The sequence below is a fragment of the Sphingobium sp. WCS2017Hpa-17 genome (genome assembly GCF_031843765.1).
Taxonomy (GTDB): Bacteria; Pseudomonadota; Alphaproteobacteria; order Sphingomonadales; family Sphingomonadaceae; genus Sphingobium.
This window is the reverse complement of record NZ_JAVTIV010000003.1, coordinates 248,234-272,240: the sequence shown is the minus strand read 5'-3', so window position 1 is coordinate 272,240 and position 24,007 is coordinate 248,234. Positions and strand designations below refer to the sequence as shown.

Annotated in this window: 19 protein-coding genes; 11 read left to right on the top strand and 8 right to left on the bottom strand. The window is 64.2% G+C overall.

Going from position 1 to position 24,007, the window contains the following annotated elements:
* Nucleotides 1-2: 2 nt before the first annotated feature.
* The gene (locus RQH62_RS08580; protein WP_311268346.1) at nt 3-3,248 is read right to left on the bottom strand and encodes a calcium-binding protein; all 3,246 of its coding nucleotides are present in this window, start codon (nt 3,246-3,248) and stop codon (nt 3-5) included.
* A 250-nt stretch (nt 3,249-3,498) separates the two neighbouring features.
* Between RQH62_RS08580 and RQH62_RS08575 the strand changes: the two genes are divergently transcribed.
* The 9 genes from RQH62_RS08575 to RQH62_RS08535 all read left to right on the top strand — a co-directional run bounded on the left by RQH62_RS08575 (nt 3,499) and on the right by RQH62_RS08535 (nt 14,357).
* Nucleotides 3,499-3,966 (top strand): 2Fe-2S iron-sulfur cluster-binding protein, encoded by a 468-nt coding sequence (locus RQH62_RS08575; protein WP_311268376.1) that lies wholly within the window; start codon nt 3,499-3,501, stop codon nt 3,964-3,966.
* The gene (locus RQH62_RS08570; RefSeq protein WP_311268345.1) at nt 3,963-6,146 is read left to right on the top strand and encodes a molybdopterin cofactor-binding domain-containing protein; all 2,184 of its coding nucleotides are present in this window, start codon (nt 3,963-3,965) and stop codon (nt 6,144-6,146) included. Before RQH62_RS08575 ends, RQH62_RS08570 begins: the two co-directional genes overlap by 4 nt.
* Before the next feature lie 173 nt (nt 6,147-6,319).
* A complete protein-coding gene (gene peaA, locus RQH62_RS08565) occupies nt 6,320-8,056 on the top strand; it encodes a quinohemoprotein amine dehydrogenase subunit alpha (protein ID WP_311268344.1) in 1,737 nt (578 codons plus the stop codon).
* The gene (peaB, locus tag RQH62_RS08560; RefSeq protein ID WP_311268343.1) at nt 8,053-9,501 is read left to right on the top strand and encodes a quinohemoprotein amine dehydrogenase maturation protein; all 1,449 of its coding nucleotides are present in this window, start codon (nt 8,053-8,055) and stop codon (nt 9,499-9,501) included. The genes peaA and peaB overlap by 4 nt, the downstream gene beginning before the upstream one ends.
* Entirely contained in the window at nt 9,498-9,878 is a 381-nt protein-coding gene (qhpC, locus tag RQH62_RS08555) for a quinohemoprotein amine dehydrogenase subunit gamma (protein WP_017501471.1), read from the top strand. Before peaB ends, qhpC begins: the two co-directional genes overlap by 4 nt.
* An 8-nt stretch (nt 9,879-9,886) precedes the next feature.
* The gene (locus tag RQH62_RS08550) at nt 9,887-10,978 is read left to right on the top strand and encodes a hypothetical protein (protein ID WP_311268342.1); all 1,092 of its coding nucleotides are present in this window, start codon (nt 9,887-9,889) and stop codon (nt 10,976-10,978) included.
* A gap of 34 nt (nt 10,979-11,012) precedes the next feature.
* Complete coding sequence (locus tag RQH62_RS08545; RefSeq protein ID WP_311268341.1) at nt 11,013-12,005, top strand: hypothetical protein; 993 nt, start codon at nt 11,013-11,015, stop codon at nt 12,003-12,005.
* Nucleotides 12,002-13,708, top strand: coding sequence for an ABC transporter ATP-binding protein (locus RQH62_RS08540; RefSeq protein ID WP_311268340.1), 1,707 nt, complete (start codon nt 12,002-12,004; stop codon nt 13,706-13,708). The genes RQH62_RS08545 and RQH62_RS08540 overlap by 4 nt, the downstream gene beginning before the upstream one ends.
* Entirely contained in the window at nt 13,701-14,357 is a 657-nt protein-coding gene (locus RQH62_RS08535) for a S8 family serine peptidase (RefSeq protein ID WP_311268339.1), read from the top strand. Before RQH62_RS08540 ends, RQH62_RS08535 begins: the two co-directional genes overlap by 8 nt.
* Here RQH62_RS08535 and RQH62_RS08530 read toward each other — a convergent pair.
* Nucleotides 14,333-16,369 carry a sulfotransferase gene (locus tag RQH62_RS08530; protein ID WP_311268338.1) on the bottom strand — a complete coding sequence of 679 codons (2,037 nt, stop codon included), beginning with the start codon at nt 16,367-16,369 and terminating at the stop codon, nt 14,333-14,335. The two genes, RQH62_RS08535 and RQH62_RS08530, sit on opposite strands and share 25 nt — an antisense overlap.
* A gap of 388 nt (nt 16,370-16,757) precedes the next feature.
* On the opposite strand from RQH62_RS08530, the gene RQH62_RS08525 reads away from it, so the two are divergent.
* Together RQH62_RS08525 and RQH62_RS08520 are read left to right on the top strand one after the other, a co-directional pair.
* Complete coding sequence (locus RQH62_RS08525) at nt 16,758-19,418, top strand: TonB-dependent receptor (protein ID WP_311268337.1); 2,661 nt, start codon at nt 16,758-16,760, stop codon at nt 19,416-19,418.
* Nucleotides 19,419-19,468: 50 nt separating this feature from the next.
* A complete protein-coding gene (locus tag RQH62_RS08520; protein ID WP_311268336.1) occupies nt 19,469-19,744 on the top strand; it encodes a hypothetical protein in 276 nt (91 codons plus the stop codon).
* Between the two features lie 213 nt (nt 19,745-19,957).
* Here the strand turns inward: RQH62_RS08520 and RQH62_RS08515 are convergent, their stop codons facing one another.
* From RQH62_RS08515 to RQH62_RS08490, 6 genes are all read right to left on the bottom strand, one after another.
* Nucleotides 19,958-20,392, bottom strand: a complete 435-nt coding sequence (locus RQH62_RS08515) for a hypothetical protein (protein ID WP_311268335.1) — start codon at nt 20,390-20,392, stop codon at nt 19,958-19,960.
* A 63-nt stretch (nt 20,393-20,455) separates the two neighbouring features.
* The gene (locus RQH62_RS08510) at nt 20,456-20,968 is read right to left on the bottom strand and encodes a cytochrome C (protein WP_311268334.1); all 513 of its coding nucleotides are present in this window, start codon (nt 20,966-20,968) and stop codon (nt 20,456-20,458) included.
* A gap of 12 nt (nt 20,969-20,980) precedes the next feature.
* Nucleotides 20,981-21,526 carry a methylamine dehydrogenase (amicyanin) small subunit gene (gene mauA, locus RQH62_RS08505; protein ID WP_184265860.1) on the bottom strand — a complete coding sequence of 182 codons (546 nt, stop codon included), beginning with the start codon at nt 21,524-21,526 and terminating at the stop codon, nt 20,981-20,983.
* 26 nt (nt 21,527-21,552) lie between these two features.
* Nucleotides 21,553-22,155: a methylamine utilization protein MauD gene (locus tag RQH62_RS08500; protein ID WP_311268333.1), complete on the bottom strand. Its 603-nt coding sequence runs from the start codon at nt 22,153-22,155 to the stop codon at nt 21,553-21,555.
* A 4-nt stretch (nt 22,156-22,159) separates the two neighbouring features.
* The gene (locus tag RQH62_RS08495) at nt 22,160-22,693 is read right to left on the bottom strand and encodes a MauE/DoxX family redox-associated membrane protein (RefSeq protein ID WP_311268332.1); all 534 of its coding nucleotides are present in this window, start codon (nt 22,691-22,693) and stop codon (nt 22,160-22,162) included.
* Between the two features lie 2 nt (nt 22,694-22,695).
* On the bottom strand, nt 22,696-23,874 hold the full coding sequence (locus tag RQH62_RS08490) for an amine dehydrogenase large subunit (RefSeq protein WP_311268331.1): 1,179 nt from the start codon (nt 23,872-23,874) through the stop codon (nt 22,696-22,698).
* Nucleotides 23,875-24,007: the final 133 nt, after the last annotated feature.

Genomic DNA, 24,007 nt, shown 5'->3' with positions numbered 1-24,007 from the left:
GGTCAGACCAGTGCGAAGTCGGCCAGTGTGAGTTGCGCGGGCGGCAGGCCGAGGCCCAGATCGGCGATGTCGTAGATGTTCGCATTCTGCGTGCCGCTGGCATCGGCGGTATAATAAAGGTGGGTGCGTCCGTCAGCGGTGGCGGCGGCGATGAACAGGCCGGCGCCGACTGCGCCGCCGCTGCTATGGTCTGCCAATATGGCGCGCAGGTCCATTATATCCGCGACAGGGCCTTCATAGACGAACAGGTCCGCGTCGCTGATGTCGGTGACGGCGTCGGCATCGCCCTGCACCAGCGTGTCGAGCCGGCCATCGGCGAGGAGGAAATTGGCGGCGGAGAAGTGCAACTGATCCTCACCGGGTGTCAAGTCGGTGATGCTGTCCCAGCCCTGTTCGGCGCTGCCCCAGAAGAAGATGTCGGCGCCGGCGCCGCCGGTCAGGATGTCATTGCCATAGCCGCCCTCCAGCCGGTCCTGCCCGGCGCCGCCCAGAAGCTGGTCGTCGCCATAGGAGCCGTCGAGGTCGACGCTGTAGGGAGCGGAGAGGGCGCTGGCGTCGAGAATGTCATGGCCACTGGCGCTGTTGACCTGAAGCCGGCCGCCATGGGCGGTGGAGACGAGCGCGTCGGTGATTTCGAGGCTGTAGTCGGCGGATTCATAGGGGCCTTCGGTGTACCAATAATAGCCGTCATCAAAATAATAGTCGCGATACCAGTAATAGATGTTGAGATCGATCTTCTCTATACCGGACACGCCGGACAGCAAGGCAGCGTCATAGACGGCGCCATAGTTGAGGATCAGCGTGTCGATGGCGGCGCCGTCGCCGCCGACCACGACATCGCCGCTGACGAAGGATGTGGGTTCGTAAGTCAGGCTGTCTTCGTAGAAATTGAAGGTGTCTGCGCCAGCGCCGCCGACCAGATGGTCGGTGCCCCTGATCGACAGGATGGAGACGGAATAATCAGCAGACACGGCCGAGGCGTCGACGGTGGCGTCCCAGCCAAATTGCAGTTCGATCCGGTTGGTGCCCGTCGATGCGACCAGCGCGTCGTCGAGAGCGACGCTGCTGCTGCTCAGAAATTCGATCTCGCCGATGTTGCGGACCTGGGCGAAGTCGGATGCCGTCAGGTGGATGGCGCTGCGGAAGGTCAGAACGTCGGCACCGCCATTGCCCTCGATCCGGTCGCGCGCGTTGAAATCCGTGCCATCGACCAGAATCTGATCATAGCCCGATCCGCCAAGCACGATATCGTCGCCGCTGCTGATATAAATGGTTCTACCAGCCGTGCTGCGGGCGTCGATAACGTCATTGCCCGCGCCGTCGCGGATCGTGCCGGGCATCGCCGATGACAGTTCGATCCAGTTGTCGCCATCGGCCAGTTGGATTTCCTGCACCTCATTGTCGGGGTTCCAACTGGCAGCGGAAAAGTGGCCGGCGGTCGAAAAGATGAGCGTATTATAGGCCCAGCCACCGTCGCCGCCATCGATCAGGTCGGCGCTGGTCAGATCCTCCATGCGGAAGATGAAGGCATCGTCATACCAGCCGCCGACCAGATGATCGTCGCCCGCGCCGGCCGTTACCCACAGGCTGGCATCGAAATCGGTCGCGTTGAGCCGGTCGTTGCCGTCGTTCAGGACGATCTGGAACGGTTCAAACGGATACCAGCCGGTCGGGCGGCCGGACAGGGTGATGTCATTTGCACCATTGGCGAAGCTGATCTGTTCCACCGAACTGATCGAGGACCATATGGAGTCGTTAATGCTGACGGTGCCGGCGGTCTGAAAGGCGATCTGGTCCTGGCCGCCATTGCCCGCGATCCTGTCCGCAGCGGTCAGCGCGCCGGCATCGAAGCGGAAGATATCGTCGCCTGCGCCGCCGATCAGCATGTCGTTGCCATAGCCGGCATAGACGTCGAGATGGTCGGCGGCGGTGAAATCCCGCGCGTTGACGCTGTCATTGCCATCATTGCCGATCACGGTGACGGTGCGGTCCTGCGCCGTAGCGGCCCAGTGCGGGGCGAGGCTTAGATGGTTGGCGCCGTTGGCCAGTTCGATCCGTTCGATGCCGGTTATGTTGGCCAGTTGCTGGCCATAGAGTCCGCCGGCGGTGGTCAGGATCAGGCGGTCGAAGCCGGCGCCGCCCTGGATCCTGTCGCCGCCGTCGAGGGCGTTGGCAGCGAAGCGGAAGATGTCGTTGCCCGCGCCGCCGATCAGCGTGTCGTTGCCAAGGCCGGCGGTGACGTCCAGCCGGTCGGCGGTCGTGAAGCCGAAGGCGTTGACGCTGTCGTTGCCTGCATTGCCGATGACGGTGACGGTGCGATTTTGCGCGGTGGCGGCCCAGTGCGGGGCGAGGCTGAGATGGTTGGCGCCGTTGGCTAGGTCGATCCGTTCGATGCCGGTTATGTTGGCCAGTTGCTGGCCATAGAGCCCACCGGCGCTGGTGAGGACGAGCCGGTCGAAGCCGGCGCCGCCTCGGACGGTATCGCTGCCGTCCAGGGCATTGGCCGCGAAGCGGAAAATGTCGTCGCCCGCGCCGCCGATCAGCGTGTCGTTGCCGGTGCCGGCGGTGACGTCCAGATGGTCGGCGGCGGTGAAGCCGGAGCCATTGACGCTGTCGTTGCCGGCATTGCCGATGATCGTGACGGTGCGGTTCTGAGCGGTGGTGGCCCAGTGCGGGGCGAGGCTGAGATGATTGGTGCCGTTGGCGAGATCGATCCGTTCGATGCCGGATACATTGGCCAGTTGCTGGCCATAGAGGGCAGCGGCGCTTGTGAGGATGAGCCGGTCGAAGCCGGCGCGGCCGTTGACGCTGTCGCCACCATTGAGGGCATTGCCGGCGAAGCGGAAGATGTCGTCGCCCGCGCCGCCTAGCAGATTGTCGTTGCCGGTGCCGGCATGGATATCGACATGATCGGCCGCGATGAAGGTGAAGGCGCTGATGACGTCGTCGCCGCTGCCGCCCAGAACGGTGACGGTGCGGTTGTGGGCGGTGGCCGCCATGCGGGCGGTCAGGATCAGGCGGTTCGCCCCGGCCGCGAGTTCGACCTGTTCGATGCCCGATACGCCGGTCAACTGGCCGTCATAGACGGTGCCGGCCGTGTCGAGGACGAGGCGGTCGATGGCGGGGCCGTCGCCGCCGACGACGGTGTCGCGATCGTTGAGATCGACGACGCGGAAATGAAATATGTCTGCTTCGGCAGTACCGATGAAATGATCGTCGCTATTGGGGTTTGACCTGAAGATCGTCATGACGATTCGTCCTGATATGGCGCATGAAATCATCATGCCTGACTTATGAACGACTGACGAGTATCAAAGTCGGTCATGATATTGCCGGCTCGTTTCCAGCTGCGATAGTCGGCATCATCATGACGCTATAGTCGTTCGTGATGCGATCCGCTGGCCAATCCGTTTTCCCGTCAGTGGTGGCGTGAAACGGCTGGACAGGCGGCGTCTTTCTGCCATCCCATAGCCGTTGCGCGACGATCGGGGGACGATGATGGCGATCAATCTGAAGGTGAATGGGCGAATGCGGGCGGTGGAGGCCGATCCGGCCAAGCCTTTGCTATGGGCATTGCGTGAGGATCTGGACATGGTCGGCACCAAGTTCGGCTGTGGCGCGGGGCTGTGCGGCGCCTGCACCGTGCATATCGACGGCAGCCCGGCGCGCGCGTGCCAGACGCCGATCGGCGAGGCGCAGGGCATGGCGATCACCACGATCGAGGCGGTGGCGCGGAGCGAGGCGGGCAAGCGGATTTCCCACGCCTGGGTGAAGCTGGACGTGCCGCAATGCGGCTATTGCCAGGCGGGGCAGATCATGAGCGCGACCGCGCTGCTGGCGACCACGCCCGATCCCACGGACGAGGATATTGACGGGGCGATGATGGGCAATCTCTGCCGCTGCTCCACCTATGTCCGCATCCGGGCCGCGATCAAACATGCGGCCAAAGCAGGAGCGAAGGCATGAACGCGCCGATCCTGTCGCGCCGCCGCTTTTTGAGCGCCTCGCTGGTCGCTGGGGGCGGGCTGCTGTTCGACCTCAATATCCCGCTGGCGGGCGCGGCCGAGGGCGCGCCGCAGATACTGACCGCCTTCGTGCGCATTCTGCCCGACAATCGCGTCATCATCGGCGCGAAAAATGCCGAGATCGGGCAGGGCGCCAAGACGATGCTGCCGATGCTGATCGCCGAGGAACTGGACGTCGACTGGGCGCAGGTGACGATCGAGCAGACCCATGCCGATCAGAAGATATTCGGCGGGCAAAGCGCCGGCGGTAGCCGTACCACGCCGCGCGAATGGATGCCGACGCGGACGGCCGGGGCGGCGGCGCGGGCGATGCTGGTGGCGGCGGCGGCGCAGATATGGGGCGTGGCGCCGGCGACGTTGAAGACCGGCAGCGGCACGGTGCGCGATCCGGTGTCGGGCAAGAGTATCAGCTATGCCGCGCTGGCGGCGGCCGCCGCGCAACAGTCGGCGCCCGATCCGACGACGCTGGTACTGAAAGACCCCAAGGATTTCCGCATCATCGGCCAATCGATCGGCGGGGTGGATACGCCCGCGATCGTGGCGGGCAAGCCGCTGTTCGGGATCGATTTCAAGCTGCCCGGCATGCTCTATGCCGTGCTGGAAACCTGCCCGGCCTTTGGCGGGACGTTCAGGTCGGCTAATCTGGACGCGGTGAAGGCGCTGCCCGGCGTGGCCCATGTGCTGACGATCAAGGGGGACGGGACGCCGGAATCCTCGTTCGATGGCGTGGCGATCCTGTCGCGCAGCTGGTGGAGCGCCAATCAGGCGCGCGAGGTGCTGAAGGTCGAATGGGACATGAGTGCCGTCAGCGGCTTTTCGACCGATGGCTATGCGGCGCAGGCGGCCGATCGGCTGAAGGGCAAGGCGGATGGGGATATCGTCCGGTCGGGCGATGTGGACGCGGCCTTTGCCGCTGCCGCGAAGACGGTCAGCGCGCGCTATGACTATCCCTTCCTGGCGCATTGCACGCTGGAGCCGCAGAATTGCACGGCCCTGTTCAAGGATGGGGCGATCGAGATCTGGGCGCCGACGCAGAATCCGGAAAGCGGGCGCGGGCTGGTGGCCAAGGCATTGAACCTGCCGCCAGAGAAAATCCGCATCAATTTTACCCGTATCGGCGGCGGTTTCGGCCGGCGGCTGATGAACGATTATATGGTGCAGGCGGCGTTGATCGCGGCGCAATTGCCGGGCGTGCCGGTGAAGCTGCTGTTCAACCGGCAGCAGGATATGCAGCGGGATTTCTATCGCCCGGCCGGCTGGCATGGGTTTCGGGCGGCGCTGGACAAGGGCGGGAAGCTGACCGCTTTCCACGATCATTTCGTGACCTTCGGCAAGGATGGTAAGCCAGTGCGGTCGGCCGAGATGCCGGCGAGCGAAATTCCCGCCGGGCTGATCGACACCGTTCTGCTGGAACAGAGTTTCCTCAGCACCAACATGCCGACCGGCTGGCTGCGCGCGCCCGGTTCCAATGCGCTGGCCTTTGTGACGCAGGCCTTTCTGGACGAAGTGGCGCAGGCGGCGGGCAAGGATCTGCCGACGCTGATGCTGGAATTGCTGGGGGAGCCGAGGGAGTTGCCGCGTGGTCCCAATGCGCCGCCCTTCGTCACCGGCCGTGCCAGAGGCGTGATCGAGAAGGTGGTGGCGATGAGCGGCTGGGCCGATCGCGGGAAATTGCCCGAGGGGCGGGGCAAGGGTTTTGCCTTTTACTATAGCCATATGGGTTATTTTGCCGAGGTGCTGGAGGTGGCGCTGGTCGACGGCATGCCCAAGGTGGCGACCGTGTGGGTCGCGGGCGATGTCGGCAGCCAGATCATCAACCCGATGAACGCGCTGCATCAGGCGCAGGGATCGGTGATCGAGGGGCTGGGGCAGGCGCTGGTCGGGCAGAAGATCACGCAGGTTGCCGGCGCGGTGGAGCAGGCCAATTTCGACACCCACCCGTTGCAGCGCATCCCCGATACGCCGCAGATCATCGTCGAGTTCGTGAAGACCGATTATCCGCCGACCGGCATGGGCGAACCGGCGCTGCCGCCGGTGATCCCGGCGCTGGTCAACGCGCTGCATGCAGTGACCGGCAAGCGCATCCGCACCCTGCCGATCGTGCCGGAGATGTTCGCCTGATCCCCCTTTCCTGAGCTTTTCAGCCCTCCCTGAAAAAATCTTGATGATCGTCAAGATTTTTATGGCGGATCGGCATGGTGTCCTTCGTCATGCCGATCAGAGGGGCGAAAAGCCCCGTCCAGGCTTCGGCTGCGTCCAGGGTAAAAGACCGGACGCCAAAGGGGGACATCAGGGTGAAGCGGCTTCCGGTGCAATTCGGTCTGTTGGCGTTGCTCTCCGCATCGGTCGTGCTCGCCCAAGGGGGTGGTGGGGCCGATGGCGGTCCTGACGGCGCGACGATGAAGGAGACGGAGGCGGGCATCCCCGTCACCGATCCGCTGGTGCAGGAAAAATGCGGCAGCTGTCATGCGCCCGATGCCAAGGGCAACCTGTCCCGCATCAGTTGGGTGCGCACCACGCCGGAGGGCTGGGCGCAGGCGATCAAGCGGATGGTGCGGCTGAATGGCCTTGGCATCACGCCCGAGGAATCGCGCGCGGTCATCAAGTCGCTGTCCGCATCGCACGGGCTGGCGCCGGAGGAGGCGCGGCCGGTGATGTACCTGCCCGAAAAGCGGATCATCGACGAGGCATTGCCCGATGAGACGATGCGCGGCGCCTGTGCCAGCTGCCATGCCTATGCGCAGCCCTTGTCCTGGCGCCGGTCGAAGCTGGAATGGAAGACGTTGCAGGACATGCATGTTGCGCTTTATTCGCAGGCGGACGCCCAATATCGTCGGCCGGCCGAGGATAGCGAGCAGCCGGCCGGGCGCGATCCCAAGGACAAGATGACGCGCGGAGACTATGCGCTGACCTACCTGCCCAAGGTGGCGGGGCTGCACACGCCGGAATGGGCGGCGTGGAGTTCGCGGCTGCGCGCCCCGCGGCTGGCGGGCGACTGGCTGGTGGTGGCGTCGGTGCCGGGGCAGGGACGTTTCGTCGGTACGATGACAGTGACGCCGGGCGCGGCGGCGGATGAGTTCAGGACCAGTGCTTCGCTGACGTCGCTTGGCAATGGCGCGACTGTCAGCCGCAGCGGCACGGGGCTGGTCTATTCCGGTTATAGCTGGCGGGGGTCGTCCAAGGGTAGCACGGCGCCGGGGAAGCCCGATGATCTGGGCAGCGCGGCGCGGGAGGCGATGTGGTTCGCACCCGACCAGCAGAGCGCGGAAGGGCGCTGGTTCTGGGGCGAATATCAGGAATTCGGCTATGATGTGAAGATGGTCCGCGCGACCGCCGCGCCGGCCATATTGGCGGTAACGCCGGGCGCGGTGAAGGCCGGGGCGAAGGGCGTGGCCGTGACCATATGGGGCCATAATCTGCCGGCTTCGCTGGCGGCGGGCGACGTCGATCTGGGTGCGGGCGTCACCGTCAGCAAGATCGTGTCGGCGACGCCGGGCAAGGCGGTGCTGAGCGTCGATGTCGCGGCCGGTGCGGCGGCAGGGCAGCGCGACGTCGGGATCGGCGGCGCGGTGCTGGAAAAGGCGTTCCCGGTCTATCGCAAGGTCGATTATCTGAAGGTCACGCCGGAAACGAGTCTCGCGCGGCTGGGCGGCACGAAATTCCCCAAGGGATATCAGCAATATGAGGCGATCGGTTACGATAACGGCCTGGACGGCAAGCCGAACACGAGCGACGACGTCGCGATCGGCCCGGTCGATGCCACATGGTCGATGCAGGAATTCATGTCGGTCTATTATGATGACGACATGAAATATGTGGGCGCGCTGAGCCCCACCGCCTTCTTCACGCCGGGGCTGGAAGGCCCCAATCCCGAACGTCGGTTCAGTCGTAACAATTATGGCGAGGTGTGGGTCGTCGCCACGGCGAAGGCAGAGAAGGACAAGTTCGGCAGGCCATTGAGCGCGCGGTCCTATCTGGTCGTGACCGTGCCCATGTATCAGCGCTTCGACCAGCCGGAGGTGTCGCGATGACGGTGATGCACATGCCCGCCTATCGCCGGGCCGAATATCATGGCTTTTCGGCCGGGGGCAGCGACTTCGTCTATCTGGTGAGTGCCGGCGCGATCTTCGAGATCGATGCGCAGGTGCAGGATGTGCTGGACCGGATCGAGAGCCATGAACTGGGCCATGCCGCGCTGGTGCGGGAACTGGCGGGTGAGGGCAACGACCAGAGCGAGGCGGAGGCGCTGGTGCGGGAGTTGCGCGCGGCGCAGCTTATCCATCTGGGCGCCGCGCCGCTATCCGTGCCTGAAGGGCCACCGGCCGATTTTCCGTTGCAGGCGCTGGTGCTCAACGTCACCAACCAGTGCAATCTGGCCTGCACCTATTGCTATGAATTCGGCGCGGACAAGATTGCGACCCCGGCGGGCAAGCCCAAATATATGACGCTGGAGACGGCGCAGGCGTCGGTCGATCTGCTGATCGCGGAGGCCGCGCATCGCCCGTCGGTCCACATCACTTTCTTCGGCGGCGAAACTTTGATGAATTTCAAGCTTTTGCGCGATGTAGTGGATTATGCCAATGGCGCTACGGCGGCGGCGGGCAAGGGGATTACCTACAGCCTGACCACCAATGCGACGCTGCTGACGCCGGAAATCGTCACCTTCCTGTCGGACAATCGGGTCGGCGTCACCGTGTCGATGGACGGCCCGCCGGAGTTGCAGGACAAGCATCGCGTCTACAAGAATGGCAAGGGCAGCTATGCGGTGATCGAGCCGCGGCTGCGCACGCTGATCGCCCATCATCGCACCCGCGCCGTGACCGCGCGCGTCACACTGACCGAGAGCGTGACCGATGTCGTGCGCATCTACCGCCATCTGAAGGACGATCTGGGCTTTCATGAGGTCGGCTTCGCGCCGGTGACGACGGGGGAGACGCGGGCCTATTCGATCGATGCGGATGGCATGGACAGCGTGCTGGCGCAGTTCAATCTGCTGGCGCGCGAATGGCTGGAATTTGCGCTGCGTGGGGAAGTCCATGGCTTTACCAATGTCAGCGAGACGATCAGCGAGCTGATTTCGGGCGTCAACAAATCCCATCCCTGCGGCGCGGGCATGGGGCTGATGGGCGTCAGCCCGTCGGGCGACCTGTCGCCCTGCCACCGCTTCACCGACGCCGACACGCATGTGATGGGCCATGTGTCGAGCGGCATCGACCGGGCCAAGCAGGGCGATTTCCTGAGCCGGGGGCATGTCGGCGCCAAATATGATTGCCAGAGCTGCTGGGCGCGTCCGCTCTGCGCCGGGGGCTGCCACCATGAGGCGTTCGTCCGCTATGGCGACACCGGCCACGCCAATCTCCATTATTGCGACTGGATCCGGCAATGGACCGACACCTGCCTGCATATTTACGGCGAGTTGGCGGTGAAGAATCCCGGCTTTCTGGAGCATTTCGCTGAACGAAAGGGGCTGTCATGAAGCATCTTCGTGCCATCAACAAAAAGGCGCGGCGGATCGACGACGCCGTGACGCAGATGGAGGCGGCGATCGAGGCCGCTGCTGCGTCGGGCGCCACGCCGTCCGACATGGAGGAGGATGTCGTCGCCCTGCAACAGGCGCCGCGTCCGCATGTGCCGATGGGCTGCACCCTGTCCTTCTCGCCCGGTTGGGAAGTGGATGCGGGCGGCGGCACGGCAGGCCTGTGTCAGCCGGTCGAGCGCGACATTTATGACTGTTACGTCACCTGCTTCTGGCCGGTGCAGGTGCCAGACCATGTCAATTATTCGCCCGACTGGGCCAGCAACTGCGCCACCGCGACCAAGGACTGGCGCAATCTCGACCTGGTATTTCCATGAGGTGCGCGATGCAGAAACTCCGCTTTTCGCTGGCGGCGGGGCTTGCCGTCCTGGCGGCACTCCCCACACAGGCGGCGACCCTGTTCATGGGCGCCTATCCCGACGTGCTGCTGGTCTTTGACGAGGGCAAGGGCGCGGTCACGCAGAAGATCAAGCTGGACACCGGCCTGCCGACCGCCATGAGCCTCTCTGACGATGGCAAGCGCATCTATGTGTCGACCATCACGACGAGCGGGATCGAGGTGATCGACGCGGCGAGCCGCAAGGTCATCAGCAAGTTCAGCCTGAATGACGGGTTGAACAAGGTGCGTTTCTGGGGCGGGGTGCCGGACCCGGCGGGCCGCTATTTCTACACGATCGTTACCAAAATCGACAAGGAAATGGACCGGTACAAGGTCAGCAAGCCGCTCTATGGCGTGGTCGACCTGAAGCTGGGCAAGCTGGTGCGCACGGCCGAGATCGAGAAGGAGGACGAGAAGGCGATCGGCGGCTTTCGCGTTGGTTTCAAGGTGTCGGGCGACGGCAAATATCTCTATGCCTTTGGCGAGAAGGTGATCGTGATCGATACCGCGACGCTGAAGGCGACCGACCGCATCGACCTGGCCCGGCCCGAAGGCACGGGGCTGGAGAATGTCGGCTTTGGCGGATCGCTCGAAACGCTGCGGACGCCCGGCCAATATGTGTCGCTGTTCAACGCGGCCGACCCCTATATCCATAGCAAGATGTTCGGGCTGGCCCGGTTCGACCTTAACAGTCGCCAGTTCGACTTCACCCCGATCGGCCCGGCGCCGGCCGCGATGGCGGGGCTGGAAATCACGCCCGACGGCAAGCAGGCCTATACGGTCGTGACCAACGGTACGCTGGGGGCCAAGCGGTGCGAATTCTGGCACATGGACCTTTCCACCAATGCGGTGGTCGACAAGGCGGAATTCCCATGCCGATCGCGCTTTCGCTTCGGCATGTCGATGGATGGGGCCAAGCTCTATATTTACGGCGCCAGCTTCGACATCGAGGTTTATGATGCCAAGACGCTGAAGCTGGAAGCGACCTGGGATCTGGGCAATGACGCGACCGGCGCCGGCATGGTGGCGGTGCCGTGAGGATGGGTTGCTTTTTCTCCGGGATGCTGGGGGCGTGAAGCATGTGGCCATCCGGGGCAGCGGGATGGCCGCCAATGCCTGCGCGCATCTGCTGAAGGGGGCCGGGCTTCGGGTTGGGCACGAGACTGTCCATCGCCCGCCGGTGCCCAGCCTGTTGCTGAGCGAGGCGGCACTGACCTTGATGCGCGACCTGTTCGCGCGGCCGGACTTGTTTGCCGCTGCCCCGCGCGTCCGTCGCCGGCTGGTCGCCTGGGGCGGGGCGACGGTGATGGTGCCGCATGAGGCTGTGCTGGCGTCGGAGGCGATGGTGCAGGCGGCGCTTGCCGTGCCGAATGACGCGCCGATCGCCGCGCCGGATTTCACCATATATGCCGCGCCGCCGCTACCGATCGGCGATTTGCATGTCTTTGGCGAGCGGCATGCGGTCGCGGCCCGCGTGCGGTTGCGCGATCCGGCCTGTCGCGAAGAGGGGCGGGTCGAGGCGGTCGAGAGCGGCTGGCTGTTTCTGGTCCCGGCGGAAGGCGATGAGGGCTGGCTGCTGGGGGTTGGCGGTGCGATCGACGCGCTGCTGGCGCAAAGCCGGCTGATCGCGCCGGTGGTCGATCCGATCGGTGGATCATCGCGTCCCTTTCCGGCTGCGCCGCGCCTGCATTTGCCGCTGGTCGGCGATGACTGGCTGGCCTGCGGTACGGCGGCGATCGGCTTCGACCCGATCTGCGGCGATGGGACGGCCCAGTCGGTGCGCGAGGCGATATTGGCGAGCGCAGTGCTGACGGGAATCGCGGAAGCGGGCGACCGGGCTGCGCTGCTTGGCCATTATCAGGCGATGCTGATCGCGGCGATGCGACGGCATCTGCTGCTCTGCGCGCAATTTTATGCCGATGGCGGGCAGAGCGAGTGGTGGCGGGCGCAGCATGAGGCGCTGATGCAGGGGCATCACTGGTGTACGGGGCTGCTGGCGACGCTGCCCGAACCACAATTTGCGCTGCATGGCCTGCGGCTGGTGCCAAGGCGGGCGGCAGCATGAGCGGGCCGACATCAACGCCTGTTGCCGGCTGGAGCAGCTATCGCCGGCTGCTGCCCTATATCCGGCCCTATCGGCGTGGGTTGATGCTGGTGCTGGCGATCAGTGTGCTGTCGACGGCGCTGGGATTGGCGCAACCCTATCTCTCCAAGCTGATGATCGACCAGGCGCTGTTGCAGCGGGACATGGGCGCGCTGTGGCGGATCGCCGGGATCATGATCGCGGTCACGATATTGGGTTTTGGCGTCAATATTCTGGCGAGCTATCGCTATGTCCGGCTGTCTGCGGCGATGCTCTATGATATGCGCGCGGCGCTGCTGCGGCATCTCCAGACATTGTCGCCGCGCTTCTATGCCAGTTTCCGGCTGGGCGATCTGGTTTCGCGCATGAACAGCGATGTGAGTGACGTGCAGCGGATCGCGTCGGATAGCTTGCTGTCGGTGGTCAGCAACCTGCTCTTCTTCATCGGCTGCGTTGCGATGATGGTCTGGCTCGACTGGCGGCTGTTTCTGGTCGGCGTATTGCTGGTGCCCGCGAGCCTTGCCGCCTTCATCTATTATCAGCGGCGGCTGACCGCACTGACCCGCGACATGCGGGAACGGGGCGCGGATCTGGGGAGCCTGCTGGTCGATACGGTGATGGGGATGCGGGTCGTCACCGCGCTGCGCGCCGGCGAGCATGAGGTCGGGCGGTTCAAGGCGAAGAATGACGCCTTTGTCGGTGCGATGCTGCGGATGCAGGTCGCCTCCTACATGACCGGGGCGCTGCCGGGGACGCTGATGACCGGGGCGACCTCTGCGGTGATCCTCTATGGCGGCTGGCGGATCATCGAAGGGGACATGAGCATCGGCACGCTGGTCGCCTTCATGACCTATCATATGCGGCTCTTGTCGCCGATCCAGACGCTGATGGGTCTGACGTCGGGGCTGGCCTCGGCACGGGTGTCGCTGGGGCGCATTTTCGAGCTGTTCGATACCCGGCCTGACGTCGAGGAGCGCGCTGATGCCGTGGCGATCGGCAGGGTGCGGGGCGAGGTGCATTTCGAGCAGGTGGCGATGCATTATGATCGCGATCCAGTGCTGCGTGACATGGATCTGATCGTTCCTGCCGGCAGCATCTGCGCGATCCTGGGGCCGAGCGGCGTCGGCAAGTCGACCATGGCCGACCTGATGGTGCGCCATGCCGATCCGACCGGAGGGCGCATCCTGATCGACGGGCATGATCTGCGCGACCTGCGGCTGGACGATCTGCGGCGCGAGGTGATGCTGGTCGACCAGTCGCCATGGCTGTTCAACGATAGCATCGCCGGCAATATCGGCTTTGCCCTGTCCGACGTGCGTATCGAGGATATCGAGGCGGCGGCCCATGCGGCCGGGCTGGATGGCTTTCTGGCGCGGCTGCCGGAGGGGCTGGAGACGCGCACCGGCGAGCGGGGGCTGGCGCTGTCGGCGGGCGAGCGACAGCGGATCGTCATAGCTCGCGCGCTGCTGCGGCGGCCGTCGGTGCTGATCCTGGACGAACCGACATCGGCGCTGGATGGCGAGACGGAGGCGCTGGTGGCGGGGCGGCTGCGGGTTGCTTTGCCGGAAGCGACGATCATCCTCATCACCCACAAGCCGGCGCTGGCGCGGATCGCCGATCAGGTGGTCACGATCGCCGATGGTCGGGCGCATGTGGCGCAGCAGACCGAGCCGGTCGATGCCTGATCCGCTGCGCATCGCCGTGATCGACAGCGGGGTTCATCCCGATCATCCGCATATCGATGCGGCGCGGCTGTTGCCCGGCTTTGCCATCGCGAAGGATGGTACGGATGCCGGTGCGGATACGATCGACCGGCTGGGCCATGGCACGGCGGTCACCGCCGCGATCCAGCATCGGGCGCCTGATGCACTGTGCCTGCCGATCCGGGTGTTTCATGATGCGCTGAGCACGACGGCGCGGGCGCTGATCGCGGCGATCGACCGGGCAGTGGCGATGCGGGTGGATATCATCAACCTTAGCCTCGGCAGCGTCAATCCGGTGCATGGCGAAGCGTTTGCAGCGGCGGCGGATCGCGCGTTGGGCGCCGGCATCCTGATCGTCGCGGCGCGGGATAAGGAGGGGAGGCCCTGCTATCCGGGGAGTCTAAGCCAGGTGCTGGGCGTGGGGCTGGACTGGGACTGTCCGCCGGGCGCCTATCGGCTGCGCGAAGGGCAGGCCTTTGCGTCCGGCCATCCCCGGCCTATCCCCGGCGTGCCGCAGCGTCGCAACCTGTTCGGCGTCAGTTTTGCCGTGGCCAATATGACCGGGCTGGTTGCGCGCGAAGGGCGGGTCGATCCGGCGGAGTGGATTCAGCTGGCCGGGACGTCCGGATAGGCGTCCACCAACGGTCCCAGCGCGTCGGCCAGCGGGCCGAGATGGGGCGCGAAACGCTGCCAATGATCGACGCTGCCGCTGTAGATGGGCTGGCGCACCTGTTCGGAACTGGCAGTGCGCACGGCGCGATCGGTTTGCCAGAAGGACAGGCAGGCAGGCTCGAAATCGAGGCCCAGATAGGCGAGAAGCCGGTCGACTTCGCCCGGCGTGTCCGCGACCATGCGTTCATAGATGACGCGATGGACCCGGCCCGGCGCGGCGGCGTCATAGGCGGCCGTCAGCGCGACATAGTCGCGATAATAGCGCCCAATGTCGGTCAGGTCATAGCTGAACGCCTGACCACGGGCGAAATGCTGCTTCCAGCCCGAAAAGCAGCAGCCCATCGGATGACGGCGCGCGTCGATGATGCTGGCGTTGGGCAGGATCAGCTTGATGAGACCGACATGCTGCCAGTTGTTGGGCATCTTGTCGATGAAGCGGGGTTTGTCGCTCTGGCGGTGGACGCGGGTCTGGTCGACATATTCCTCACCGAGGCGCTGGCGGTCGGCGGGCGAGAGGGACGCGGCCATAGCGGCGAAATCGGCAAATTCCCCGTCATCCACGCGCGATTGCAGGCGGCTGGCGATGACCATCATTTCAGGCAGTTCCATCGTGCCTTCCACCCGGCTGTGGCTGGCGAGGATCTGTTCCACCAGCGTCGATCCGGAACGGGGCAGGCCGACGATGAAGATCGGGTCGGGGGCCGGGCAGCCGCCATCGCCCATCGCGGCGATGAAGGGGGCGTTGAAGGTGGCGGCGGTTGCCGCGACCTCGGCGGAAAATTCGTTCGCGTCGTGGCGAATCATGGCGCGGCGCAGGCGATTGCCTGCGTCATAATGGTGGAAGGCGGCTTCGTCGGCTTTCCTGTCCTCTTGCGCCTTGCCCAGCGAGAAATGGAGGTGGAAGACGTCTTCGCCATCGCTCTGGCCGTCCTGTGCCAACGTGACCAACGCCCGTTCCATCGTCGCGATATCGTCGGCGTCGAGCTTCACCGTCTTGAGATTGGCGAGGCTCCACCAGGCTTCGCCCATGGTCGGGCGGTGATGGACGGCCTGACGATAGGCATGGACGGCGTCCGCCTGTAACCCAAGGGTTTTCAGCGCATGGCCGAGATTTTGCCAGACCTGCGGCTGGTCGGGGCGGTCGGCGAGCAGGCGCTCGTAAATGGCGCGCGCGCCCTGCTGGTCGCCTAGCCGCACCAGCACCGAGGCGCGGATCAGGTCGTAGCCCGGATTATGGATCGGCGAGCGCGCCAATATGTCGGCATGGGCCAAGGCTTCGCGCAGACGGTTGTTCTGGAGCAGCAGGCGGATGAGGAAATCGCGCGCCAAGTCGAAGCCCGGTGCGAGCGTCACCGCCCGTTCGACCAGCGCCAGCGCGGCCGTCATGTCGCCGCGCCGCCACTGGACTTCGCCACGCAGGCGGGTGCCGGCGGGGTCTTCGGGCAATCGCTGGGCGCGGGCGACCAGCAGCGTATCGGCTTCGTCCAGATTGCCCGCATTCATCGCGATGGCAGCTTCCAGCAGGTCGCGATCACGCGAGGCGGCATGGACGCCGGACAGGTCGGCGCGCCAGCCATCCTCGTCGCGCCTCACCGCGCGGAGCAGGTCGGCGAGCAGGAACCAGCCGCCGGCGACGGCGGGTTGCAGCCGGGTCAGTCCCTCCAGCGCGGCGATCGCCTGTGACTGGTCGCCGGCGTCCTGCGCGGCCTGCGCCAGTTCCCACAGGATGGCCGGGATATGGGGATGCTGGCGGGCGAGCAGGGCGAGGCGAGCGAGCGCCGCCTGGGGCTGACCGAGGCGCCGCAACGCTTGCCCGGCGAGCAGTTCGGCAGGAGGAAGGCGACCGGCGCGGCGGATGATCGTTTCCGCCTGCGCCAGTGCCTTGTCGGGGTGCGTTTCGAGCCAGCCGCTGGCCTGCGCCAGCGTCGTCTGGATGGTGTCGGTTGCCGGTGCGGCAGGCGCGTTCCCCATAGCCCCTCATATTTGTGCGACTGCTCAAAATTCTATGGCGTGTGCAGGCCGCCGTCGAGTCAGCCTGTCGCAAAAGTTTCAAAAAGTTGCTGAACAGCCGCTTGACACGGCGTGTCTGACTGGCAGTATTGAATTTAGGACAGTTGTTATGATTGCTGCAAAAGCGAACTGTCCAAGGGTGTAGACGAGATAATCAGCGTGACCGGCGCCGTTACGGCGATCCTGAAGGGCATGTCTCTTCGGGCAGGGATATTGTTGCCCTGTCCAGATCGACCGCGAGCGCCATGCGTCACGCAAGACCCGGAAAGCCGGGCGAAAAAATGGGAGAGGCCGAGTCGCAACGCATACAGGGGGTATTCGTATGGCCATTCGTCTCCGTTCGCGCAGGATGCGCATATTCTGCGTGCTGGGTACGAGCACGTTTCTGACACCGATGATCGCACCTGCCATGGCGCAGGAACCCGTTCCGCAGGCGGCGGACAGCGCCGAGGCGGCGGACGCGGCATCGGGGCTGAGCGAGATCGTTGTCACCGCGACGCGCAGCGCGCAGAGCATCCAGAAAGTGCCGATTTCCATGCAGGCGCTGGGGGCCGAGAAGCTGGCCGAACGGCAGGTGAAGGGGTTGAGCGATTTCGCCGCCCTGCTGCCATCGGTATCGTTCGAGGGGATCGGGCCGGGCCGCAATACCGCCTTTTTCCGGGGCATCGTGCCGGCGGGTGGGGCCTATGCCTCGGTCGGCTATTATCTGGACGATATCCCGATCACCGGCACCGAAGTGCCCGACATCCATGCCTATGACATGGAGCGGGTCGAGGCGCTGTCCGGGCCGCAGGGCACGCTTTATGGCGCGGGGTCGCTGGCGGGCACCATCCGCCTCATCACCAACAAGCCCAAGCTGGACAAGTTCGAGTTCGGTTATGACGTCGAAGCCAATAAATATGGCAAGGGCGATTTTGGCGGGCAGCTGGAATCCTATGTCAACGTACCGCTGAGCGACACGCTGGCGGTACGCGCCATGGGCTATTACCGGCGCGACGGCGGCTATATCGACAATAGGCCCAACAACGGCCTGCTGAACAATGGATCGCCGGCGGTCTATAATCTGGGCGACAATAATCCTAACACCTTCTGGAACCTCGACAATAGCGACATCGCCAAGGATGATTACAACACGATCAAGGAATTTGGCGGCCGCCTGCAATTGCTGTGGGAACCGGTGGACGGATGGGCGTTCAACCCGTCGATCACGGCGCAGAAGCAGGTATCGAACGGCTATTTCGGTTATGATCCGCGCGTCGGCGATCTGGAAGTTCATGACTATGACCAGACGAAGAATGACGACCGCTGGTATCAGGCGGCCTTGTCCATTCATGGCCATATCGGCGACTGGGAGGTCGTGTCCGCGACCGGCTATTTCAAGCGGCGGCAGCGCACGCTCAATGACTATACTTATTATACCGTGACCTATGACGGGTTCGGGCCGGGCTATGAAAGCTATCTGCAATTTTTCGACAATTGCACCGGGACCGGCGCGTCGCAGCAATGTTCGATGATCGACCCGACCCAATATTATCATGCCGATACCAAGCGGAACAAGTTCACGCAGGAATTGCGGATCAGCACGCCCAAGGACTGGCCGTTCGACGTCACCATCGGTGGTTTCTACCAGCGGCAGTCGAACAAACTAAACACCAGCTATGCCATTCGCGGGCTGGACACGATCACCGGCTATACCGCGACCGGCGGCGGCGATGTGGCGGGCGGGCTGATCGGCGTGCCGGCCATGTATGGCATCGCCTATGACGAGGACGGCAATCCCTATTTCGATACCAGCGACGTCATCAATGCGAATGGCAATCCGCTCGGCACGATGATTTTGGGCACGCAGGCGGTGAAGGGCGATGCCTTCTATTTCGTCGAGCAGGACCAGCTTTATCATGACAAGGCGATCTTTGCCGAAGGCCATTACAACATCACGCCGACGCTGAAACTGACCGGCGGCATCCGTTATTTCTGGACCGATTATAAGGTGAAGGGCTTTGCCGGCGTGGCCGGATCGGCGGCGGGCGTGGGTTGTACGACGCCCTTCCCCGATGATGAGCGGCTGACCTGTATCAACACCAACACCAATGCCGCCGACGGCACGGGCCGGTACAAGGAAGATGGCGAGACGCACAAGATTGCGCTCGACTGGCAGTTCCAGCCGGACAAGATGGCCTATTTCAACTATTCGACCGGCTTCCGGCCTGGTGGTTTCAATCGCCCGCTGCGTATCCGCAGTCTTGGCAAGATCGTGGACGTGGCGCCGTTCGAATCCGAAACGCTCACCAATTTCGAGCTGGGCGTGAAGACGACCTGGAACAATATGTTCCGGTTCAATGCCGCCGTCTATTATGAGAAGTGGAACAATATCCAGTATAGCGTCGTCGTCGCCGGCGCGCAGGGCGCGGGTATGACCGGCAATGCGGGCAAGGCGGTGGTCAAGGGTATCGAATATGATGCCGACCTGAAACTGGGTGAGATTACCATATCGACATCCGGTGCCTTCAACGACGGCAAGCTGAAGGGCGATTTCTGCAACTTTGCCCTGAATGATGCCGGCACCGCGATCGGCCAGTTGAGCAGCTGCGCGCCGGGTGTGGATGTGGGGGCCAACCCGCCGATCCCGTCGGTCGCGGCGGCCGGTGGTACGCGCCTGCCGCGCCAGCCCCGGTTCAAGGGGACGACGTCGGTCCGCTACGACACGATGCTGGGCGATTACAGCGCCTTCCTTCAGGGGGCGGCACTGTACCAGACCGGGGCGACGCAGGATCTGAACGTGGACAGCAATGCGCTGCTGGGCAACACCAAGGGCTTTGTCAGCTTCGATTTCTCCGGCGGGATCAAGAAGGATGGTTGGAGCCTGACCCTGTTCCTGCAAAATGCTTTCGACAAGCGGGGACAATTGACGCGCAATACCTTCTGCTCGATCGACTTCTGTTCAGGATCGTCGCGCACCTTCACCATCAAGCCGCAATTCTTCGGCGTAAGGTTCGGCCAAAAATTCTAAAGAGGTCGCCGAACTTGATGGCCATGCTCTGCCGGATATCCGCGCGGGGCATGGCCATTTTCCTGTGGGTGGCGGGCCTGATGGTCACCATGCCGGGGGCACCGCGCGCGCAGGAGGATCATTCCGGCCTGACGCGGGCGGACTATCGCCGCAAATGCCTGATGTGCCACAGCCGCGCCGCGCCCGAGGGGGTGGCGCCGGAGATATTGGCGGGGCTGCATCCCGAACCGGGGCTGACGCCGGCTGTGGCGATGCCGGGGGTCACATGCTGGCGGCGTTGCACGACATGCTGGCCGGGGGAGGGGCGGAAGGACGGGCGGGAGTAGGGGGATGACGATATTCTGGATCGTCTGGCGTCGACCAAATTGCGGAGGTTCTTCTCCCCCTTCCTTGAAGGGGAGGGAGAAGAGAAGCAGGCTGCCTCCTATCCACCCCTGATCGACATTCAGCAGATTGATTCGCGCTCGATCTGAGCGGCAGCCGCCTGTCCGGTTTAGTGCGGGGAAGCGAACCGGACGAAAACGCTCCATTACAGGCATTCAGTCGAGGGCAGCTCTGGTGCGAAGAAAGGAGAGGTATCGTTGATCTTCGGTGGCAAACAAATCCGCTCCAGCCCCCATATATGCCCGCATCAATTCGTCGGCAGCGCGATCATGCTCACCCATATCGAATAGCACTTGACCCAATCTAAGATGAAGAAATGGATTGCCCACTGCGTCGGGACAAATCATCGCGTATTCCAGCGCCTCTCTCGCCGAGGTATTGTAGTTTGCTCGGAATGCCGCGTCGCCTATCGCTGCCAAAATCCAAGTGGACGCATTCCATTGGCTCTTTGGTTCGGGAACGATTTCCCACGCTCGATTATATTCGCCGATGGCTTCTTCATATTTGCCAGCAGACGCGAGTGCATCGCCATCAGAGCAAAAATGCTGGATCGCCTCATGGATGATCGATGGTAGTTCTATGGGCCTCATAACGACTGAGAATAGTCTGATGCAGCCCGTCACTCAATGACTGGAAGCCATCCAAAACAGACCCTACCGCCCCGCCGCGGGAAACAGCAGCCGCAGCGATGCCGGCGCATGGCATGTGCGGATCGCGGTCTCGACATGGCGAGCGCGTTCGGCGGTCAGGGAGGCGGAGGACAGGGCGAAGCGGCGTTCGCGGGCGACTTCTTCGGCGGTGAAGGGGGCGCTGCCCTGCGGCACGCTGTTGCCGCCCAGGCCGAAAACGACGAAGTTCATCATGTCGGCGAGCTGCTGATTGTCCCTGATCCGGCTGAGCGCGACATTGGGCAGGCGGATGAGATAGGCGCGGGTCTGGGGCGTGCAGAGGAACCAGCCGACCCGGCCGCGCAGTTCGGGCAGGGCAGCGGGCGCGGCGCTGCCTTGTACCCCGTGGCAGCCTCCGCAATTTTCGACATAGTCGGACCGGGCGAGATCGGGATCGGTGATCGCGGCAGGCAATAGCCCCATGGGCGGCAACGCGGCGCGGCCGATGCCGACCGCGCCGAGCAGCGCCAGCGATCCGATCAGCCATAGGCGCTTCACGGGTCCGTCGCCTTAGCTGGCCGCGCCCACCAGCACGGCGGTCGAGCAATGATATTCCATGCTGCTGGTGCCGAAGCACCAGATCACGTCATTGTTGAGCTGGGGCATGTAAAGCTGGGTTTCGCGGTCGGTATTGTCGCAGCCGCACTGGCCGCAGGCGGGCTTGCCGCAACAGTCGCGATAGGCGATCAGATAGGCCTTGCCATCGTCCGGGTTGATGCAGGTGCCGACCCAGGAAACGGGCGAGGGTTCCGACCCGGCCGGGCAGCTATGGATGCCGCCGCCGCAACAGGTGCAGAGCGCGCCGTCGATCGCGCAATAGCGCCAATAGTCGCACTTGGTTTCGTCCTTGCTCTGCGCGGTGCGGGCGAAGGCGGTCTTGGCTTCGGGCGAGCGGTCCGGCTTGGCGGCTTCGGCGCGGCTGACCGGCAGCAGCGGGAAGGCGGGCGCGGCGACCAGCGCGGCACCCAGCCGCGAGAGCATGGAGCGGCGCGAGGTGCCGCCGGCCAGCTTGCGCAGCAGCTTTTCCCCCATGGCATCGGCGTCGAATTTCTTCATGTCACGGACCCCCTATGTTTGAAAAATCAGGCCGCCTGCGCCTTGAGCGAGCCGATATAGTCCTGAACCGTCCTGATCCCCATTTCATGGGCGACGATCAGGCTTTCCAGATGCTCGCGACTGTTGACCAGCCCCTTGGACAGGATGGTGCCTTCGGCATCGAGCAGCACGGCGAAGGGCAGCTTGGCGACGCCATAGGCCTGCCCCACATCGGGGCCGTTGACGAAGGCATAGCCGTCCAGCCCATGCTGGGCGATCATCGCGCGCTGGGCGGCGACATCATCGTCGCCGACGAAGGTGAGTGCGACCCGCTCGTCCCGCGCGAAGGACCTGGCCATCGGGATGATATTCTTGCACAGCGGGCATTGGGCGGACACGAACATCAGCAGGCGCAGCGCCGTGCCATGGGCATGGCCGCCGATCGTAACCGGCGCGCCGTCGATGGTGCGGGCGTCGATCTTCACGATGGAGTCGCCGACCGCCGGGCCGCCGCTGGTGGCGAGCGCACCGGCCGGGGCGACGCGAATGTGAAGCACGCCGACCTGCCGCGCGACCGCCAGCAGCCCGACGCCAAGCGCCAATATGACGACCCAGGAGAGGATCTGCGCGATGATGAGCGAGGTCAGCATATATCTATCTCCGGTAGGCGGCGGCTGGGGCGGCGATCAGCGCGAGCAGGGCGCCGAGCAGATGGTAGGCGAGGAACAGCGCAACTCCGCCGGCGGCGGCGGTGGCGATGTCCAGCGATGACAGCGGCGGGGCGGGCAGCAGGCGGGGCGCAACCAGTGCGACCAGCAGCAGGTTGCGGACGACCAGCGGCCAGCCGATCGGATGGCGCAACTGGGACCGGCCGCAGCCGCAGTCGATATGGCTGCGCCCGCGCCGGATGTTGATCGCCATCGCGCCGGCAAAGGTTGCGAGCAGCAGCATGGCGAGCAGCACCGGCACTGGGGCCAGGCCGGCGATCAGTGTAGCGCCGATGACGATCTCCGCCAGCGGCAGGAGGATCGCGGCGGGCGCCACCAGCGTTGGAGGCAACAGCCGGTAATTGGCGATCACGCCGGGCAGCAAAGTGCGATGGCGCAGTTTGGATATGCCCGCCTGCAACAGGATCAGGCCGATCCCGATGGCAGCCGCCAGCGCGGCGATCGCCAGACCCAGCGCCATGGTCAGGACGGGTCCGCGACCGTGATGGTGCTGCCGCCGGCCTTTTCGATCTTGTGCTTTTCCTCCCAGGTGGCGAGGTCGATGACGAGGGCTGTGCCCTTTTCCCCGTCCATGATGAGCAGCGGCTTGTCCGACTGGGTCACTTCGATATTGTTCATCGGCTCTTCCAGCGGGCGGCGCTTCACCACCTTCTGCGTGGCAAGGTCGACTTCCCACACTTCCGTGCCCGAAGCCTTGTGCGACCAATATTCGCCCATGTGCATCAGTACGAACAGATGGCCGGTCGCGCGGTGCAGCGCCATCGGCTGACGCCCGCCCGGATACCAGTTCAGTTCCAGCGGCTTGGTTTCGCCCGGCCGGATGCCGGCGGCCGTTTGGATCGAGAAGGGGGCGGAGATGGTCGGTGCCGGGCCGAGCTTTGCGGTCCAGATCTGGCCGGTATAGCTGAGGAAGGTCGTTTCCTTCTTCTTCCGGTCATAGGTGAAATTGTCGAAGATCGGATCGTCGGTGGCCGAGAAGAAGGGCGCGCTGTGGGTGATGTCGGCCTTCGTCCCGGTCAGCTTCACCGTGGCGAGCGATCCGTCGCCGCACAGCGCGGAGAAACCGACGCCCGGATTGGGCATCATGCTGGCGCAGCCGGGCAGTTCGACATTGGCGACGAACTTGCGCTTCACCAGATCGACGATGTTCACCGAGGAGGCGGGGCTGAGATTATAGACGAAGCCGGTCTTGCCATCGTCGCTGATGATGAAATTATTCTTGCGCGATCCGATGAGGATGCGGTCGGGAATGGTGATTTCCGTGACCAGTTTCAGCTCGCGCGTGTCGTAGACCGACACCATGTCCTGCCGCGTGCCGCGATCGCCCTTCGACCAGATGGTTTCGGCGACATAATAATATTTGCCGGCCGGGTCGATCGCCATGTCGGCGAGGCGCCGGGTTTCGACCATGCCCTTCATCTTGCCGGTTTCCCCGTCGAAGATGCTGGTGCCCGGCATGTCCCAGCCGCCGTCGATGAAGAACCAGTTGGGTTTGGGCGGCTCCATCGTCACGACATCGGACGTTTCAGGTTCCAATGCGGCCGTGGTGTCGGCGGGCGCGGCATGAGCGGTGACGGCTGCGCACAGGGCAAGGCCCAGCGCAGTGGCGGCGAAAAATCCCCTGACGACGCGGTTCGACATCTGGTGTGATCCCCCTTGATCGGTGCGGCAGGAAAGGACTCGTTGAACGCCTTTCCCTGCGCTCGAACGAAGGCTGGACAAGTGTCAAGAATTGGTCAAGGGGGCTAAGCCGGCTTCGGAAAATATTTTTGCG